The following is a 16435-nucleotide window of genomic DNA, read 5'->3' on the forward strand; positions in this document are numbered from 1 at the left end:
GATTAGGCAGGAATTCGCCACAATCCGGCTCACGCCCAGGCGCCCTGACGGACCATTTTCCGCCTCGTCTTCAACAGGAGTACGGACTATGACGACGACAAAGACAGCGCTGGTCACCGGCGCCAACAGAGGCATCGGCCATGAAATCGCTCGACAGCTTGCCGAAGCGGGCCACGAAGTCTGGCTCGGCTGCCGCGATGAGAAACGCGGACAAGAGGCTGCGGCAAAGCTTCGGGCGCTTGGCCTCAAGGCCCATGTCCTGCCGCTCGATGTGACCGACGATGCAAGCGTTGCGGAAGCCGCGAAATCGCTCGCTGCCCAGACCGGCAAGCTCGACGTGCTGGTCAACAATGCCGGCGTCGCCCAGGGCTTCGACAATGCCCCGGCCGACGAGCCGATCGCCAATGTGAAGGACGTCTACGAGGTGAATGTCTTCGGGCCGATTCGGGTCACGCAGGCCTTCATCCCACTGCTCAAGGCGGCGTCCGGCGCACAAGTGGTGATGATCTCGAGCGAACTCGGATCGATCACCGCACTTCTCGATCCCGCGAGCGAGTTCTACGGCGCCAATTCGCTCGGCTACAACAGTTCGAAGACAGCGTTGAATGCCGCCACGATATCCTTCGCCAAGGCCCTCGAGCCCTTCGGCATCAAAGTCAATGCCGTAGACCCCGGCTTCACCGCCACGGACATGAATGGCCATGTCGGATATCGCAGCGTGGCACAGGCAGCGGAAATCCCGCTTGCGCTGGCGACCGGCGGCATGAACGGCATCTCCGCCGGCTTCCTCAATCACAATGGCCGGCTTGGCTGGTAAAGCCAGGATCAAAGGTTCGGCGCGTCGATTCGCGCCGAACTTTCCTGTCGCTCGTTTCTCGGCCGGGCGATCCAGATGCCGCCGAGAATGATCGCGCCGCCGATGGCTTGCAGGAGCGACACCGGCTCGCCCTGCAACACCCAGGCAAAGCCCGCCGCCGCGACCGCTTCGAGGAAGATGACGAGCGAGGAAAACACGGTCGGCAACCGGCCGAGCGCCACCGACAGCAGGCCCTGTCCGCCGGCATGGCTGACCAGCGCCAGCGCAAACAATACGCCCCAGCCCTGGGCCGAATGCGGCATCATATCGCCTTCGACGACAAGCGCCGCGACCAGCAGGATTGCGATGGTGATCAGGCTCATTTCGAATGTCACGCGGGCCGCGCCGGTGTCCTTTCGCGCAGCGCCCACGCTGAGAAAATAAAGGCCGAAGAATACGCCTGTGCCGATCGCCAGCGCATCACCGATTGCACGCGCCGGATTGAGCCCGAGGCTCTGGTAGACGAGCGCGGCGCCGCCGAGGATGCAAAGTCCAAGGCCGCCAATCGTCGTCCTCTCGACTCGCTGCTTGAGCACGAGCCAGCCGAAGATCACCACCCAGAGCGGTGCCATGGTGGCAAAGAAAGTGGCATTGGCAATCGTCGTCTTCATGATCGCGAGATGCCAGAGCAGCAGGTCGCCGGCGAAGAAGATGCCGGTCAGCACAATCGGCAGCGACCAGGTCTTGCCCTTGGCCTGGCCCGGTTGACGCTCCTCGGCCCGCATCCACATCCAGAGAACGGGAACTGCAAGAAACACCCGCCAGAAGGCACTCGACAATGGCCCGACATCGGCAAACCGCACGAGGCTCGGCGAAATGCTCATCGCAAGCGCCGCGCCCAGCATCGCAAGGATACCGATCAGGAAATGGGAACGATCATGGGTGGAAGCTGTGGAGACTTGCGACATGGAAACGATCGAAGAGGCGCACGATCGCGCCGGAACGGAAGACGAGAATGCCTTCCATAACCAGCGTATCGATCAATGCAAGCCCGAGAAGCGGTGAATGCGGCAGCCCGCGCCACTCTCCCGCCAATAATCGCCGTCAGTGCGCCGGGACTTTTTCCAGACGCTCCAGCACATCCACGAAGGATTCGGCGAAGCTCTTGAGATGCTCCGGCTGGGCGTCGGGTGTGTGGATGCTGGCTTCCAATCCATCGTCGGAGAGAACGGCGAAGGCGATGCGCCGGTCGTCGGAGCCTTCATAGGCAAGGCGCACGGCGGCCACACGACCCTTGCCATCGGGCTGTTCACCCAATGGAAGTTCAAACAGCAACTCGCCATCGAGCGGCAGCAGCGCAGCCTTGACGGCATCAGCGAAAACAGGATGGCTCTCGAGGAGCATTTCGAGCCCGAGTCCGAGTTCGATGAACTCGACAGGCGACGTTGCCTTGGTGTCATCAGGGCGGATCGCTGCCAGCGGCATTGCCTTCGGGGCGTCGGGTGTCGTCTGCATGGTCGAATACTCCTGATCGATCGCCCCCCGGCCCTTGGACCCTCATTGGAAAGATTGGCGAAATTGCGGCACCTGCCATTTGGCCACGTTGACAAGGCGCTTCGAACCATGTTGCCTCGCGTCTGATTGCGGATCGATAGCCGGCGGAGTATGCCGGGAAAACATCGCCAAGCCGGGGAGTCGCGAGGAGTAAATGACCGTTCGCTATGAGCGCCCCGTGTCGCGTGCGGCCTATTTTGGCCGCCGGCTCGCGATCTTTTCCTTCTTCCTGTTCGTGGCTGCCTGGGCGCTGCATCGATTCGGTCCGCTTTCGACACCGTCCTTCCTTGCCGTCGCCATCGCAGCAGCCCTCGGGTCGGCCTTCGCTACCTATCTCGCGGCGGTCGGCATCGGTGCGCTCTGGTTCAAGGGTGCTCGCGGTGGCAAGGCATCGGCAGCAGCCCTTTTCTTTTCAATCCTGCCGCTGGCGGCCCTCGCTTATGGCGCGGCGAATTATGTCAACCTGCCGCCGATCTATGATGTTTCAACCGACGTCGTCACGCCTCCCGAATGGCTGGAGGTGCCTGCGGCCGATCAATCCTGGCTCGGCCCGCGCCGGCCGGTGACTGCGGCGGACCGGCAGGCACAGGTCGCGAAATGGCGCGATCTCACCGGCCGCCGCTATGATGGTGCGCTTGACCGCGTCTATACCGCCGCGCGCAAGGTCGCCGTCGCGCAAGGTCTCGCCATCCGTCTCGAGCGTGGCGCGCCCGAGCTGGCGCTGCAGGAAATCCCCGAATCGCAGGTCGGCAAGGAAGAAGCCGTCCCCGATGCCCTCGACTATATCCCGGTGCCGATCCCGCGCCCTGATGTCACGACGCCCGAGGACGCCGGATTGCCCCCCGGTGACCCGTCGATCCAGGGCGAACAGCGCACCTTCGTGTTCGGCTTCCGCCAGGATGTGGTGATCAGGTTGCGGGAAGAGCTCGAAACGACGCTGGTCGACGTCCGTGTCGACTCGCGCTATGGCGACCGCGATCTCGGCGCCGGCGTTGCCTATATCGAGCGCTATCTTCGGGCGCTGGATGCGGAGCTTCTCGGCATTGCCGGTGACTGATCAGGCCGCGAGGCGGGAGATGACCACCGAATCCTTCGATGCGGATCGCAGCTCGGGAATGAGATCGGCCGGCCGTACCAGCAGGCCGTTCATGGCGCGATAGAAATCAGCTGGCGATTGGGCGCCGGCTATTCGGTCCTCGACATAAAGGTCGCTGCCGATCAGCCCGGTGAACACCTTGCCCTCGCGCTTCGGCGTGTAGACCGGCTGGAAGTCCTTGAGGAAAGCGCCGTTGCTATACACGGCGAAGGCCTCGCGGAAACGTGCGGTCAGGGCGTCGAAATCCTCCCGGTCGGCGAATTTTCCGCAATAGGCGGCCGAGGCACGGGCAAAATTCGCCTCCCAGTCCGGCAGGCCGATACCATAGGTGAAGCGCAGATATTGCTGTGCCTGCACAACGCTCGAGGGCATGCCGAGCATGGTGTGGAACGGAAAGCCCTCCATCCACGGATCGCCCTCGTAGTCACGGCCGAACTCCGTCTTGGTCCGTTCGATCGTCTCGGCAAAGCGCTTCGCGCTCCAGGCGGCGGAAGTATTGCTCTCGGGGCAAGTCCCGAAGACGGAGAAGGGTCGGCGGCAATAGACGAAGTTGCGGCCGAGAGCGACATTCTTCAGCGCATTATCGTAGTCGAGGGTGGGGTGCTCGAAGTAGCGACCGCCGAATCTGGCCTTCACACGGTCGAGCAGATTTCGCGAGATCGCCGAATGATAGACCGAGAAGCCGCAGGTCAATGTCACCCCGGCATCATCCCAGCGGAAGGCGCGGCGGAAGAGCAGAGGCTGCGGCATGTCATGAAATGTCGCTTCGAGCGGCACCTGGACATTGCGCAGCGGCGCATCCGGCGTCACCCAGTCATATTTCAGGCTCGACCAACCAAAGGCTTCAAGAGCGGGTTTCAGCGCTATGGCGATTTTCAGCGCGTCCACGAGATCGGGGTCGATCAGATCGTCGTCGCCGACCACGCTGATCCACTGGCCCGAGGTCGCCTCCAGGCAGCGCTCCCAATTGTCCTTCATCGAGAGTGTCTGCGGCGGGGAGGGGAGATATGTCACCCGCGGGTCGGAAATGCCGGCCATGAAGGTATTCATGACCGAGCCGTCATCGGAATTGTCGGCAAGCACGAATTCGACATCGGTGCGCGAGCTCTCCAGCAGGAAGCCGATGGTTTCCTTGAAGTAGCGCTGCCGGTTGCGCGAGGGCACGCAGATCGAGAGGAATGGCGCGGTCATGACCCGGCGAGACGTATCGCAAGGGTCTTTCGCGAGGCTTGATGCTTCGGAGCGGTGGCCACAGGCCAGAAATCGATGCAATCGATTTAAGCGAACGGAGGCCCGAGCGCGACGCGGCGCCAAGGCAAAAAGCTCACTCGCCATAAGATGTGAGCCAACGCGACCTCTTCATGATCCTCGAGAATTCACCAGGCGGTGCGGGCAGTGCCGAGCGCGTAGGAATATTGCGAATGAACGATCGCCACCAGCGGCTGGATCGTGACCGTGCAATTCGACGGCGGAAGAAGACGGTGCGCGGCGAGATGCGCCAGTAGCAGTTTTTCGTCGCGGCCATTGGTCAATGGAAAACTTGCGGTCATAGGCATCTCCTTCTCGGAAAAGAGCAGCAATTCGCAACCGCAATATAGTTGCCGAAAAATTAACGCAGCGCAATATGAAAATTTGAAATTCTTTTAAAACGATTGAATTCCGGTACGGCAGCGGCTCCTTCCGGGCCACCCGGTCAGTCCGCTTCATACTCCCCGCCCAGCGATGGCGGTCCGTCGCTGCGGATCTCTCCGCGGGCGATGAGATCTTCGATATGGGCCAGTACCGAAAGCGCTGCCGCCCCGTGCAGCCGGGGATCCGTGTCGCGGTAGATTGCCTGGACCATGTCCGGGATCTTGCGATCCCCGCTCCGGATACGTTCGAGGATCGCTCGTTCGCGCATGCGGCGGTGGGTGCGCAAACCTCGCACAAAAGCCTGCGGCTCCGTCACTGGTCCACCATGGCCGGGGAAATAGATCCGGTCGTCGCGTTGAAGGAGCCGTTCGAGCGAGGCCATGTAGTCCGCCATCGCGCCATCCGGCGGCGCAACGATCGACGTGGCCCAGGCCATCACATGATCGGCGGAGAACAGGATACCGGTGCCCGCAAGTGCGAAACAGGCATGGTTGGCGGTATGCCCTGGCGTCAGCACAGTTTCGAGCGCCCAGCCATTGCCCTCGATCCGGTCGCCTTCGGACAGCGCGACATCTGGCAGGAATTCGGTATCCGAACTTTCTGCAAACGGATTAGTCTCGCCGAAATAGAGCAGCCGTGCCGCCCGGTGCGGCCCTTCGGCAGCTGTCGTCGCGCCGGTCAATTCCTTGAGCCGCGTGGCCAGCGGCGAGTGGTCACGATGGGTGTGGCTGACGGCTATATGTGTGACCGTGCGCCCTTCGAGGGCCCTGAGCAGCGCCTGCCAATGCGCTTCATTCTCGGGCCCCGGATCAATCACGCAGACCGACCTGTCGCCGACGATATAGCTGTTGGTGCCATGGAAAGTAAACGGCCCGGCATTGGGCGCGGTCAGGCGTTGTACCCCCGGCGCGATATCGACCGCCGTGCCATGCGCAGGTGCAAAATCGCGCGCGAATTCGAGATCATCGCTCACTTGTACTCGATCTCGATGAAGCTCATGAAATCGTCGCCGCCATTGACGACATTGTGTGCCACGCCGGCCTCGCGGCGATAGACCTGGCCCTTGGCCATGTCGACCCGTCTGTCGCCGCCTTCTTCCACGATCAGAAACTTGCAGTCGGTCATCGGCACCACGACATAGCCGAGCCCATGCACATGATGGCCGGTATCGGCGCCCGGCACGAAATCCCAGCGCGTGACGCGCACCACGGCGTCGTCGAGCAGAATGGTGGGTTCGGCGGGCGGGCGGGCTCTGAAACCGGGCATGAAGCACTCCTTGCGGGCAGGGGAGGCCAGATATCCGACGAAGGCTCCATGCCGTAAAGTGAATTCTGTTGAAGATCCCATAAGCAAATGCCAGGCCGAGACCTTTGTTGAAAAAAATGCCGCGAGCGATTGCGGCCCGTCCGCTCCTTTGCTAATGAGGCGACCATTCCGACGGGCTCCCGGGCCCGCGTCGATGCTGGGGCGTAGCCAAGCGGTAAGGCAGTGGTTTTTGGTACCGCCATCCCTGGTTCGAATCCAGGCGCCCCAGCCAAGACTTCCTCTTCAAGTCAAAAACATCGAGATTTCCAGCATGTCCATCTTGGCTGGGAATTGCTGGTACGACAATTGTCGTACCGGAGTGTCGTACCACGGCGCTGGTGAAAGGGCTCAACATCTCGGTTGCCTCAACTCGAAGAGGTACGGAAAATGAGCACCATCCAACATGTTTCAAACGCGGCTCCGTCTATTGGTGGCATAGGGGTTTACGAAATGGAACCGAGCCCCGTGTTTTGTTGCAGGTCGAAATCAGTCTGAACACAAAAATCTGGCTGAGGCGAAACGGGTCGCTGCCGGGCTCACGCTAGCAAGCGAGAAGCTCGCGCCCCTCCTGAGGGACAACATGATATCCGCTGAAGATGCGAAGAAGATACTGGTAAGGTCTCGCTGGCCCACAGCGCTAAGCTCGATGACGAGAGGAAATCTGTGACCTCTTCCTGTCGGAGGTCGAGCTGTTCGAGGATATTCCATGCCTTCGTCTCGAAAACAGCGCAATCGGCGACCTGAAAAACGAGGAATCCAAGCGTCGCGTTCCTTTGCATCCAGAACTTATCAGCCTCGGCTTCCTGGGCTATATTGTGGCGCTTCGAAGGGCAGGGCACATCTATCTCTTTCCTGAACTGCGCGCTGCGGCAGCAAGCACGCCGATGGGTGACGTGTTCGACGACGAATGGCAGAAGATGCGTCCAGAGGCGTTGCCGCACGCCAAGGAGCAGGGCAAAGTTTTCCATTCCATCAGGCATTGGTGCAACAACGAGATGAAGCAGCCGAAGGTCAAGGTAATGCGCAGCAATGGGGGACAAGGCTGTCCGGACACAACGCCAAGAGGGCCTCCCTAACCGTCTGCGCGGGCGTGGATTTTTGGCGCATCAGAGACCTGAGGTCTCGGCCGCCCTTGGCCCTACAAGGACGAACTCCGATTCCAAAACCTTCAATTCTGAGATTGTCCGACCCACTTTGCTATTTCGGCTGCGGCATCCGTCGGGGACAAAGTTGTAACATCGAGCCTTAGTAAGTTCGCCTCGCCGATGCCTGCGAGGACCTTTTTGTGCGCGTGGTTTCTCTTCACCATGTCAGCGTCGCGCGGCTTCCTTTTCACAGCCCTCCCGATTGCCTCGATACGCCGGATGTTCTCGTCAAGATCGCAGTGGACATGCACAACGAACAAAGGCCCTCGTTCATGACCGAGGCGCACAATCCGTTGCCACTCTGCGTCTCCCCAGTCGGTATTTCCAGCCAGCACTGTGGTCAGCACCACCGGAATTTCGACCGGAAGCTTACGAACTAGATCGTGCGCAACCGATTCGATCTTCTCGACCGCCTCAATGAACTCCGGCGATCCAAACTCCGTCAATGCAAATGCGACGTTGTATACGCTATGAATATCCAGCAGGCGACCGGAAATCTTCGAGATGAGTGCTTGGCCGATTGTGAGCTTCCCGACTCCAGGATAGCCGTTCAGGACGATGATCAAAGATAGCTCCTCCCAGCGGAGCGCGGTTCATCCGCAGGGCCTGATATAGCATGTCATTGATGTTCTCACGCTACTTTCTGCCTTCATAAGGGACGCCGAAAGTGGTTCCCGGGGGAACAGAAATCGGCTGCGCAATTCATATGTTGCTCTCAAATCAATCTCGTCGCGCCGGGCGACATCTTTGGAGCCACACGCGCGTGTTCGAATTGATCGCACTATTGCTGGAAGCCATCTTTTCATGGCCGATGGTCCCGACAGACTGGCCGCCTGAACACCGTCGGTTGGTGCATGTCCTCTATCTCTGCCTGCTGTTGGCCGTGCTCGCACTCGGGTTGTTGAAGTTGGCCTGAATTATCCAGATCGTCGCCATAATCTTTGCGGCAGCATAGCAAGGGCACCGTTCCGGAGGGCTACCAGCGCCTCCGGATTGGTCACGGGGTAGCTCATAATGAAGCCCTCGATCGTGAAGTCGGCAAACTCGTTTTCCAGGATACTCGACAGCTGTTGGGCCTTTTCCGTCTCACCCAACGCAAGGTACGACATGGACGCCAACGCAATGTTGAGCGGGGTCTTCTGCGGGGCGCGGCCAAAGGCTTTGACGGCATCGGCGTGGTCACCGACGACGAAGCTGCCACGGGCAAGCATGCCATAGTACCAGGGAGGGGCCAGTGGATTGAGTGCGAGTGCCCTGCGAGCGAGATCGCGGCCTTCTTGCGCGCTACCGGTCACAAAAATCCGACTTCCGGCCAGAAGAGAAAGAGTGTCCGCATCGTTCGGAGCAGACAACAGCGCTTTGTCATGCGCTTCCTTCGCGGCTTCCATGTCGCCGTCAAGCGCCTTGAGATCGCCGTAACAGACCCGCGCGTGGCTGTCGTCCGGATCGAGTTCCAGGGCTCTCTCGAGGCACATCCGCCAAGCGGCGACCTCTTTGGGAACGTCGTGGGCAAATCCGCTGCAGGCATGTGTCGCGTGGGCGATCCCCATTGCGGACCAGGCCCGTGCCAGCGACGGATCGAGCGCGACCGCTTTCCGGAAATGCTCCATCGCCTCCACATTCGTCTCGCGCGTGCAGCGATGCTTGAGTTCGACGCCCAGCACGTAGTGATCATAGGCCTGTAGATTGGCTGGCATTTTGCGGCGCGCGTTGGTCCGGCGAAGATTGGCCAATGTTCCGTCGTAGCTGGCCAGCACGTTCACGACATGGTCGAGTACGGCCTCCTGCGCGACCACATGGTCTTCCAGGTCTTCGTCGCGGCGTGTCGTCCAGACGCTCGCTCCAGTTCGAGCGTCGACAAGCTGGACCCGCACGCGCAGTCGGTCCTTCAAGGACTGCACACTGCCTTCGACCAGGTAGTCGGCGTTTAGCTCTCTTCCAATGGCGCAGGCATCGTCCGTCCGCCCCTTGAACGACATCATGGTCTGTCGCGATATCACCGCGAGTTGCCGATAGCGCGCCAAATCCATCATCAGATCGTTTGCAAGTCCGTTTGCCAGACGCTCCAGCGTTTCCCCGGAAGCAAAGCTGACGAACGGCAGGACGGCGATAACGGTCGGCTGGTTGCCGCCGCCGTCCAGTTCGGTCGTGTTGGCCGATGATCCAGCCACGCCCGCCGCGACCAGCGAGGCCAGGCCGACTTTGTTTCGGACGCCCAGTTTCTCGTAGATCGTGGAAAGGTGCGTGCGGACTGTGGCGGGGGCGATAAAGAGCGCATCGCCGATTTCGCGATATGTCATACCCGCAGCAAACTTTATCGCCACGTCGCTCTCTCGGTGGGAAAGGCCTGTAATCGCGGGTCCGCCTGCGTCCAGCTTCGACACTGTTCTGCTACCCCAGTCCATCTCTCTCTCACGATACTACAAATGCTCTACCGAAAATACCGCATTTGGCCGCTGCCGCTGATCGATGCGCGATCGTAGCCTGACATGGTGGAAAACGAGGAGACGAATGATGCACAAGCTCTTGATAGCGGTTGCCATGCTAGCCTTTGGGGCCACGCAGTCGATAACCGCGGACAACGCCCCGCCGGCGAGGTTCATCTCGGAAGCCACCGTGAAGCTCGCGAGCGCAATGGCCTATTCCACTCTGGTCGAGCAAGCGCGCCGGAAGGGGTGGCAATATCGCGAGAGCGACATTGAGAGCGGTCTCAAGCATTACCATGCAGAATTGAGACTGAGGTTGATCGACGAAGGCTACACCATCCTTCCGCCAGAAGCCGAGCCGACCCACTAGGCTTCTAGCGAAGGTCGCACCGTGAGGGGAACATGATTGATAGTCTCGCAAAGTGTCCAAGACATCCATGAAGCGCGACAACGTTTCCAAGCAAGCTGCCGCGGCGTCGCGGATTCCTGAGCATCGGAAGGATATCACGGGAAGCAGTATCGGCCCAAACCGGCCATTCTCCGTTGGGAGTTTCCGAGGCGATGTCTTATGTGTCCGTTGAGCTGCAAGACTTAGGCGATAAAGGCGATCGGATGCTCGCTCGACAACAGGCGGGCCATTGCTTCTATGATTGTGAGATCATCGTAGGGTTTCGAGAAAAACCTGCTCCCCATGGGCAGACTGCTCTCTTCAAGGATGGATGCGCCGGATGCAACGATGAGCTTTATGGGTGGCCAGCGGTTCCTGATGTAATGAGACAGCTTGATGCCATCCATCGTCCCGGGCATCTGAACATCGGTGAACACCAGATCGATGTCGTCTCGCGACTCAAGAACACGGATCGCCTCGTCCGCATCGGATGCCTCAATCGCTTCGTAGCCCGCCGACAGCACCAGATCGACGGCACCCATTCGTATCATGGGGCTGTCTTCTACGACCAACACGACAGGTTTGCCGTTCTTCATGGTTCACTCGGGGTATGAGGGTGTGCAGCAAGGCTGCCGGGTATAGCGCGTCGGGAGCATTTTTGTTCCTATGCCGCTGAATGAAGATCGGATTGGAGACCAGGGGATTCCCGGTGGCGGATTGTCACGACGGTGCCGGGACCCGCATCGCTCACCTCTATTTCACCGTCCAAGTTCTTGACGAGCGCCTCGACGATGCCGGTGCCCAGTCCCGCCTTGGGTGCTTTGCTGCCCAACGACATGCCGATACCGTTGTCTGCAATGGAAAGTGTCCAATCCTTGCCGGAAGATCGAAAGTCGATCGCGATCATGCCGGTTCGATCATCGGGAAAGGCGTGCTTGAGAGCGTTGATGACAAGCTCGGTCACAATAAGCCCCAAGCTGACGGAAACGTCCGCTTCGACGGCGCTGTCGTCGACCGTCACCTGCATCGAGAGCCGAGCAGGGTCGGCGATCATGGACGCGCCAAGGCTTTGGCTAAGCTGCGTGAAATAGGCACGGAGTTCAATAGTGCCGCCCATGGATGTCGAAAGTTGCTTTTGCAGGGCTGCGATCGACATGACCCGGTGGTGGGCGTTGTGGAGATGCCCGCGTGCTTCTTCCGACTGGACGCGACGTGCGCTCTGCATCAGAACGCTTGCGATGATCTGGAGGCTGTTTGCGACCCTGTGCTGGACCTCCCGCAGCAGGATGGCCTTATCGCGGATGAGATCATCCTTCAGTCGCGCTTCGGCGCGCATTTCGGTCACGTCGGTTATCGCCAGAAGCAAACGAATATGATCGACGTCGCCGTCATCGAGCGTCCGCGCATTGACGACCAGCTGCCGTGTTTTCTGGTTTGGCCGCATGAGGTCGATTTCGTAGGCTGCGATATTTGCACTTCCCGACACCGTGGCCCTCAGCAGCGAGACAAGTTTGGGCATCCCCCATTCCCCGGCTCCGAGATCACCGAGCCACTCACCGGAAACCGACGCGGGGTCGATGTCGAAGGCCCGGCAAAACGATGCGCTCGCGGCAATGACCCGCAGGTCGTCGGACAGGAACAGAAGCGGTTCGTTGGATGACACCACCACCGCAAGCGTACTCGCCGCTTCGAAATGCACAGTCGGGGTCTTTTTCATGAAATGGCCCTCAGGGGCCGAAGGCTCACGGAGTGAGTCATTGCTCGGCAGCAGAGCCGATAAGCCAGACGGGCAAACTCGACGAGTGTATCCTAACACGCCGGACGCGGTATCGTTGCACCAAATTATCCTGTTAGACCACATCGTCGTATGACGTGGCCGAGTCCGACTTTCGACGCCGCTTATTCATGACATGGAGCGCTAGACGCCCTAATGCGTATGTTGGGCATCAGTTCAGGCAAAAAGGCATTTTCAAGCTTCCGAGGCACAAGCCTCGCTTATCGATGGCTTTCGACGTGTTGACATAAGTATGAGCTCGAACAAGGTTGCATGACTGCCCTGCATCACTCGCCATTGTGTGGAGAATCTCAGGGGCCATTTTAAGGCAGTAGACAACCATCGGAGCTATGGCCATGGCCAATATGACATCTCGCCCCATTCGCAGCCTTACAAGATTCCTCACCGTGCTCGGCGCGGCGGTGGACGCTTCGGCAGCGGTGCGAAATCATCGCCGACCAGCTGACGGCGCTCTCAAGACATTGGGAATCGATCCGGACCAGTTTCCGAAGACAAACTGAAACGCACCGGTTTTTCTCGAGACCGCTCCTTTAAGTTATACGGCCAATGCTGGTGCGTCCAGCATGGCATAGCGTCGTTGTTCAGCCTCGGCGGGCGGAATGTTTCCGTTCGGCTCCGGAAGGCGATGCCGTTCAGACGGCCGGTGGGCTGTTTAGACCGATGTCAGGCGGCCGCAATTCCCAAAGGGGACTTGAAGACTTCGAAGAGTTGCCAGTTGGTTGCTCCTTGGAGGGTGCGGGGCGCTCTTTGACTAACCCGCGTTCGAGAAAAGCTTGGCGATTTCTGTCGCGAGTTGCGACTGGCTATAGGGCTTTCCCAAACGTGGAAGATCGATCCCTGATCCCGAAGGCAGTTCAGCATACCCTGACGCGACAAGGATCGGGAGTTCGGGGCGAATTTTCCTGGCAGCACGTCCAAGTTCAGCCCCGTTCATCCCCGGCATCGAAAAGTCTGTAATCATCAGGTCGAACTCGTGCCCGGCTTCGAGGAGGGCGAGGGCGGCGGCACCGGAATAGGCGTCCGTGACCACGTGGCCAAGGTCTTCGAGCATGTCGACGGAACTCATTGCGATCAATACGTCGTCGTCCACCATAAGAACCCGCAGCTGTGCCGTGCTGCGGGACATTTCCGGAGGAGCTTGGACCTTGATGTCTTCAACCACGCGGGCCGTCGCTGGCAACCAGAGTTCCGCCGTGGTTCCGAGGCCAGCGGCACTGGCGAGCTTCAATGTACCGTGAAGCTGGACGGCGAGGCCATGAATCATGGAGAGACCGAGGCCCGTGCCCTTTCCCAATTCCTTGGTAGAGAAAAAGGGTTCGATCGCCCGTTCCAGAGTCTCCTTATCCATTCCATGTCCAGTGTCTGACACTCCGAGTACAAGGTAGCTGCCGGGCTCGAGCTCCTTGGAGGAATTGGTCAGAATTTCCTCCCGCACGCCAATCGAAAGAGTACCTCCTTCCGGCATCGCGTCACGCGCGTTGATCGCCAGGTTGAGCAGGGCAAGTTCTATCTGGTTGGCGTCGGCCATCGCCATTGGCAGGTTGGGGGGCAGTCGTTTTTCAATTCGGATGTTCGAATCGATTGACCTCGCAAGGAGGTCGTCCATACCGTTGACCAGCTCCGACAAATCGACGGCCTTTACGGTCAAGTCCTGTCGCCGCCCAAAGGCGAGAAGGCGCTGAGTGAGTGCCGCACCACGCCTCGCGCCTCGTGTCGCCCCGTCAAGAAGGCGGCTCGCCTTCGGATCATCGACGAGATGTTTGGCGAGGAGTTCAAGATTTCCCAAGACGGCCATGAGCAGATTGTTGAAGTCATGCGCCACGCCGCCTGTGAGTTGACCAATCGCTTCCAGCTTTTGGGATTGCCGCAACTGCTCCTCGGCGCGTTCTCGCTGGGCAACTTGCTCAATGAGAATGCTGTGAGCTTTTTGCAGCTCTTCGGTACGGTGGGCGACACGTTCTTCCAAGTTCGCGTTGAGGCTACTGATTTCATCTAGCTGGGCGCGCGCCTCAAATTGCCTACGTCGGCCCTTCAGGGCGGAGCGGGCTACGCTGATGAATGTTGTGGCGTGGAAAGGCCTTTCTAGGAACGTGACGTTCCCGAGAACTTCCGACAATCGCGCCGCCGAGGGATTTCGTTCGGGGCCGCCGCCCCGCTGCGTAAGAATGATAAAGGGCAGATCGGACCAAGTAGGCTGGTTGACGAGCCACCCGGACAACGCTCGCAAGTCGCCCGCGTGGGCAGATTCCTCGGTGAGTACGACGAAGGCTGTAATATCGTTCATGGATACAACGAGGGATGCCAAGTCAGGCGTTGCGACCGCCGCTATGCCGCTCTCTCGAAGAAGCGAAATGGCAACCTCGGCATCCCGGCCTTCGGGCGCACATACAAGTGCGATCGGATGAAGTTGGCTAGAAATTACCTGTGCCCTCCGTCGCGATCGAGGGTCCGCCGACAAGAGTCGGCACGCCGCGAAGAACACCCTGGAATTCCGACAAGGGCTTGCCCAAAGCCAGGCCCTTGCCGGATATGCGATATTCTCGGATCGTGTCTTCGTGGCTCCCGGTACGCTTCTTGATCACCGACACTGCGCGTCGCACCTTTCCGATTGCCTCGAAGTAGCGAAGAAGCATCACAGTGTCCGCGAGATATGTAACGTCCACTGGAGACTTCATATCGCCCACCAATCCATGCTGAGCGACGGTCAAGAACGTATTCGCTCCTTGACGATTGAGGTACTGCAGAAGCTCATGCATGTGGAGAATGAGTGACTGCTCGTCAGGCATAGAGGCTTGATAACCGTTGATGCTGTCGATGACGACGGTTTTCGCACCAGCACTATCCACCCGCGCACGAACTCTGTGTGCAAATTCCCCCGGCGACAGTTCTGCGGCATCGAGCTGCTCGATGTGAAGACCGCCTCCGTCTCTCATTGCTTCGAGGTCAATTCCCATCTGCTTCATGCGCGTGAAAAGCAGGCCCAGCTCTTCATCGAATATGAATGCGGTCGCCTTTTCGCCGCGGCGGACCGCCGCTACCAAATATTGCATGACGAAGGTGCTCTTGCCGGTTCCGGCAGGACCAAGAACCAGAGTGCTTGAACCGCGCTCAATCCCCCCGCCGAGCAGCTCATCGATTTCCGGTATTCCGCTCTCGATGCGATCGCGCTCAAATGACGTCTTGTGTTCTCCAGCCACCAGACGCGGAAAGACCACGACACCGCCCGTTCGTATCGCAAAATCGTGGTAGCCGCCGCGATAGGCCTGCCCGCGGTACTTCAAGACGCGCAACCGCCTGCGCTCCGATCCGTAAGTCGGTGCGAGTTCCTCAAGATGTATGACGCCATGGACGACGCTGTGGACGGTCTTGTCGTTCGATTCAGTCGTCATGTCATCCAACAGGAGGACAGTGGCAGACTTGCGTGAAAAATAGTGCTTGAGAGCAAGAATTTGCCGACGGTAGCGGAGAGAGCTTTGGGCAAGCAGCCGAATTTCGGAGAGGCTATCCAGCACGATGCGCGTGGGCTTCACGCGCTCAACCGCTTCGAAAATCAGTTTCGTTGTTTCGCCAAGCTCCAGGTCGGATGAATACAGAAGACTCTGCTGCTGCCTGGCGTCCAGCAGGCTTTCGGGGGGAACGAGTTCGAATACTTCGATATGGTCGTCGAGTTGCATGCCGTGCGACGCAGCACCCTCTCGCAATTCCTCCTCTGTCTCAGAAAGGGTCACATAGAGGCATTTTTCCCCGAGTTTGGCACCCTCGATGAGAAATTGTAACGCAATTGTTGTCTTCCCTGCGCCAGGGGTTCCCTCCAGAAGAAAGACTCGGCCCCGCGATAGCCCGCCAACGAGAATATTATCAAGGCCAGCGATACCAATCTTTGCCTTGTCTTTACGCCCGCTTTGCATCCAGCAACTCCTCGAAGTTTCGCAGCAATACACGGGCTTCGCGCGTGCTGTTTTCCGCAATTCTGCATGAATTGATGGATGACCCGCCTGCGATACTTAACGCCCAAGGACAAGAAAAGTTCAAAACCGGATAGACGCCAAAGATTCTCGGTGACTGAGCAATGCGTGCTCGAATGTCCGAGCGGCTATTCATCCAATGACTGCTTTTGGCCGATACTGTTGAGAAACCCCTGGGAATGATGGCGAACGCGATTTCCGCCACCTGATGCGGGAATGAAAATTCCTCAATGGCCACCCTGCGAAACTGATTTGCGCGATCTGGCGGAATGCCTTGGTTTCACGCAATTCCATTTCGGTCAGCAGGCGCCAAAATGCCCGCCACAGAGTTTT

17 protein-coding genes and 1 tRNA gene are annotated in these 16435 nt (G+C 59.3%); 6 read left to right on the plus strand and 12 right to left on the minus strand.

The window, feature by feature from the left end; translation table 11 throughout:
• The first annotated feature begins 88 nt into the window (after positions 1 to 88).
• Positions 89 to 817 carry an SDR family oxidoreductase gene (locus tag AC2YI2_RS29920; protein ID WP_487390190.1) on the plus strand — a complete coding sequence of 243 codons (729 nt, stop codon included), beginning with the start codon at positions 89 to 91 and terminating at the stop codon, positions 815 to 817.
• Positions 818 to 825: 8 nt separating this feature from the next.
• On the opposite strand, the gene AC2YI2_RS29925 is transcribed toward AC2YI2_RS29920, so the two are convergent.
• Positions 826 to 1764: a DMT family transporter gene (locus tag AC2YI2_RS29925; RefSeq protein ID WP_487390191.1), complete on the minus strand. Its 939-nt coding sequence runs from the start codon at positions 1762 to 1764 to the stop codon at positions 826 to 828.
• Positions 1765 to 1900: 136 nt separating this feature from the next.
• On the minus strand, positions 1901 to 2311 hold the full coding sequence (locus AC2YI2_RS29930) for a hypothetical protein (RefSeq protein ID WP_487390192.1): 411 nt from the start codon (positions 2309 to 2311) through the stop codon (positions 1901 to 1903).
• A 193-nt stretch (positions 2312 to 2504) separates the two neighbouring features.
• On the opposite strand from AC2YI2_RS29930, the gene AC2YI2_RS29935 reads away from it, so the two are divergent.
• Positions 2505 to 3407 (plus strand): DUF1499 domain-containing protein, encoded by a 903-nt coding sequence (locus AC2YI2_RS29935; RefSeq protein WP_487390193.1) that lies wholly within the window; start codon positions 2505 to 2507, stop codon positions 3405 to 3407.
• Here the strand turns inward: AC2YI2_RS29935 and AC2YI2_RS29940 are convergent, their stop codons facing one another.
• The 4 genes from AC2YI2_RS29940 to AC2YI2_RS29955 all read right to left on the minus strand — a co-directional run bounded on the left by AC2YI2_RS29940 (position 3408) and on the right by AC2YI2_RS29955 (position 6344).
• Positions 3408 to 4637, minus strand: a complete 1230-nt coding sequence (locus AC2YI2_RS29940) for a glycosyltransferase family 2 protein (protein ID WP_487390194.1) — start codon at positions 4635 to 4637, stop codon at positions 3408 to 3410. It lies immediately after the preceding gene.
• Positions 4638 to 4822: 185 nt separating this feature from the next.
• Entirely contained in the window at positions 4823 to 4996 is a 174-nt protein-coding gene (locus tag AC2YI2_RS29945; protein WP_487390195.1) for a hypothetical protein, read from the minus strand.
• A gap of 143 nt (positions 4997 to 5139) precedes the next feature.
• Positions 5140 to 6051 (minus strand): MBL fold metallo-hydrolase, encoded by a 912-nt coding sequence (locus tag AC2YI2_RS29950; RefSeq protein WP_487390196.1) that lies wholly within the window; start codon positions 6049 to 6051, stop codon positions 5140 to 5142.
• A complete protein-coding gene (locus tag AC2YI2_RS29955; protein WP_487390197.1) occupies positions 6048 to 6344 on the minus strand; it encodes a cupin domain-containing protein in 297 nt (98 codons plus the stop codon). The genes AC2YI2_RS29950 and AC2YI2_RS29955 overlap by 4 nt, the downstream gene beginning before the upstream one ends.
• Before the next feature lie 197 nt (positions 6345 to 6541).
• On the opposite strand from AC2YI2_RS29955, the gene AC2YI2_RS29960 reads away from it, so the two are divergent.
• Positions 6542 to 6615, plus strand: a tRNA-Gln gene (locus AC2YI2_RS29960).
• Positions 6616 to 7156: 541 nt separating this feature from the next.
• Positions 7157 to 7459 (plus strand): site-specific integrase, encoded by a 303-nt coding sequence (locus AC2YI2_RS29965; protein WP_487390198.1) that lies wholly within the window; start codon positions 7157 to 7159, stop codon positions 7457 to 7459.
• A gap of 92 nt (positions 7460 to 7551) precedes the next feature.
• Here the strand turns inward: AC2YI2_RS29965 and AC2YI2_RS29970 are convergent, their stop codons facing one another.
• Positions 7552 to 8094 carry an AAA family ATPase gene (locus AC2YI2_RS29970; RefSeq protein ID WP_487390199.1) on the minus strand — a complete coding sequence of 181 codons (543 nt, stop codon included), beginning with the start codon at positions 8092 to 8094 and terminating at the stop codon, positions 7552 to 7554.
• A 197-nt stretch (positions 8095 to 8291) separates the two neighbouring features.
• Here AC2YI2_RS29970 and AC2YI2_RS29975 point away from each other — a divergent pair, with 197 nt between their 5' ends.
• Positions 8292 to 8444 carry a hypothetical protein gene (locus AC2YI2_RS29975; RefSeq protein ID WP_487390200.1) on the plus strand — a complete coding sequence of 51 codons (153 nt, stop codon included), beginning with the start codon at positions 8292 to 8294 and terminating at the stop codon, positions 8442 to 8444.
• A 1-nt stretch (position 8445) separates the two neighbouring features.
• Here the strand turns inward: AC2YI2_RS29975 and AC2YI2_RS29980 are convergent, their stop codons facing one another.
• Positions 8446 to 9933: a LuxR C-terminal-related transcriptional regulator gene (locus AC2YI2_RS29980; protein ID WP_487390201.1), complete on the minus strand. Its 1488-nt coding sequence runs from the start codon at positions 9931 to 9933 to the stop codon at positions 8446 to 8448.
• Between the two features lie 109 nt (positions 9934 to 10042).
• Here AC2YI2_RS29980 and AC2YI2_RS29985 point away from each other — a divergent pair, with 109 nt between their 5' ends.
• Positions 10043 to 10324 (plus strand): hypothetical protein, encoded by a 282-nt coding sequence (locus tag AC2YI2_RS29985; RefSeq protein WP_487390202.1) that lies wholly within the window; start codon positions 10043 to 10045, stop codon positions 10322 to 10324.
• Positions 10325 to 10545: 221 nt separating this feature from the next.
• On the opposite strand, the gene AC2YI2_RS29990 is transcribed toward AC2YI2_RS29985, so the two are convergent.
• The 4 genes from AC2YI2_RS29990 to AC2YI2_RS30005 all read right to left on the minus strand — a co-directional run bounded on the left by AC2YI2_RS29990 (position 10546) and on the right by AC2YI2_RS30005 (position 16045).
• The gene (locus AC2YI2_RS29990) at positions 10546 to 10938 is read right to left on the minus strand and encodes a response regulator (RefSeq protein WP_487390203.1); all 393 of its coding nucleotides are present in this window, start codon (positions 10936 to 10938) and stop codon (positions 10546 to 10548) included.
• A 68-nt stretch (positions 10939 to 11006) separates the two neighbouring features.
• Positions 11007 to 12059: a sensor histidine kinase gene (locus AC2YI2_RS29995; RefSeq protein WP_487390227.1), complete on the minus strand. Its 1053-nt coding sequence runs from the start codon at positions 12057 to 12059 to the stop codon at positions 11007 to 11009.
• A gap of 829 nt (positions 12060 to 12888) precedes the next feature.
• On the minus strand, positions 12889 to 14421 hold the full coding sequence (locus tag AC2YI2_RS30000; RefSeq protein ID WP_487390204.1) for an ATP-binding protein: 1533 nt from the start codon (positions 14419 to 14421) through the stop codon (positions 12889 to 12891).
• A 127-nt stretch (positions 14422 to 14548) separates the two neighbouring features.
• A complete protein-coding gene (locus AC2YI2_RS30005; protein WP_487390205.1) occupies positions 14549 to 16045 on the minus strand; it encodes an ATPase domain-containing protein in 1497 nt (498 codons plus the stop codon).
• Positions 16046 to 16435: the final 390 nt, after the last annotated feature.

It is taken from the genome of Rhizobium sp. SRI_017, assembly GCF_057586295.1.

Coding starts and splice junctions, on each gene's coding strand:
- AC2YI2_RS29945 (WP_487390195.1), bottom strand. CDS start 4,996: ATGACCGCAAGTTTTCCATTGACCAATGGCCGCGACGAAAAACTGCTA.
- AC2YI2_RS29930 (WP_487390192.1), bottom strand. CDS start 2,311: ATGCAGACGACACCCGACGCCCCGAAGGCAATGCCGCTGGCAGCGATC.
- AC2YI2_RS29955 (WP_487390197.1), bottom strand. CDS start 6,344: ATGCCCGGTTTCAGAGCCCGCCCGCCCGCCGAACCCACCATTCTGCTC.
- AC2YI2_RS29925 (WP_487390191.1), bottom strand. CDS start 1,764: ATGTCGCAAGTCTCCACAGCTTCCACCCATGATCGTTCCCATTTCCTG.
- AC2YI2_RS29985 (WP_487390202.1), top strand. CDS start 10,043: ATGCACAAGCTCTTGATAGCGGTTGCCATGCTAGCCTTTGGGGCCACG.
- AC2YI2_RS30005 (WP_487390205.1), bottom strand. CDS start 16,045: ATGCAAAGCGGGCGTAAAGACAAGGCAAAGATTGGTATCGCTGGCCTT.
- AC2YI2_RS30000 (WP_487390204.1), bottom strand. CDS start 14,421: ATGAACGATATTACAGCCTTCGTCGTACTCACCGAGGAATCTGCCCAC.
- AC2YI2_RS29980 (WP_487390201.1), bottom strand. CDS start 9,933: ATGGACTGGGGTAGCAGAACAGTGTCGAAGCTGGACGCAGGCGGACCC.
- AC2YI2_RS29990 (WP_487390203.1), bottom strand. CDS start 10,938: ATGAAGAACGGCAAACCTGTCGTGTTGGTCGTAGAAGACAGCCCCATG.
- AC2YI2_RS29920 (WP_487390190.1), top strand. CDS start 89: ATGACGACGACAAAGACAGCGCTGGTCACCGGCGCCAACAGAGGCATC.
- AC2YI2_RS29940 (WP_487390194.1), bottom strand. CDS start 4,637: ATGACCGCGCCATTCCTCTCGATCTGCGTGCCCTCGCGCAACCGGCAG.
- AC2YI2_RS29995 (WP_487390227.1), bottom strand. CDS start 12,059: ATGAAAAAGACCCCGACTGTGCATTTCGAAGCGGCGAGTACGCTTGCG.
- AC2YI2_RS29935 (WP_487390193.1), top strand. CDS start 2,505: ATGACCGTTCGCTATGAGCGCCCCGTGTCGCGTGCGGCCTATTTTGGC.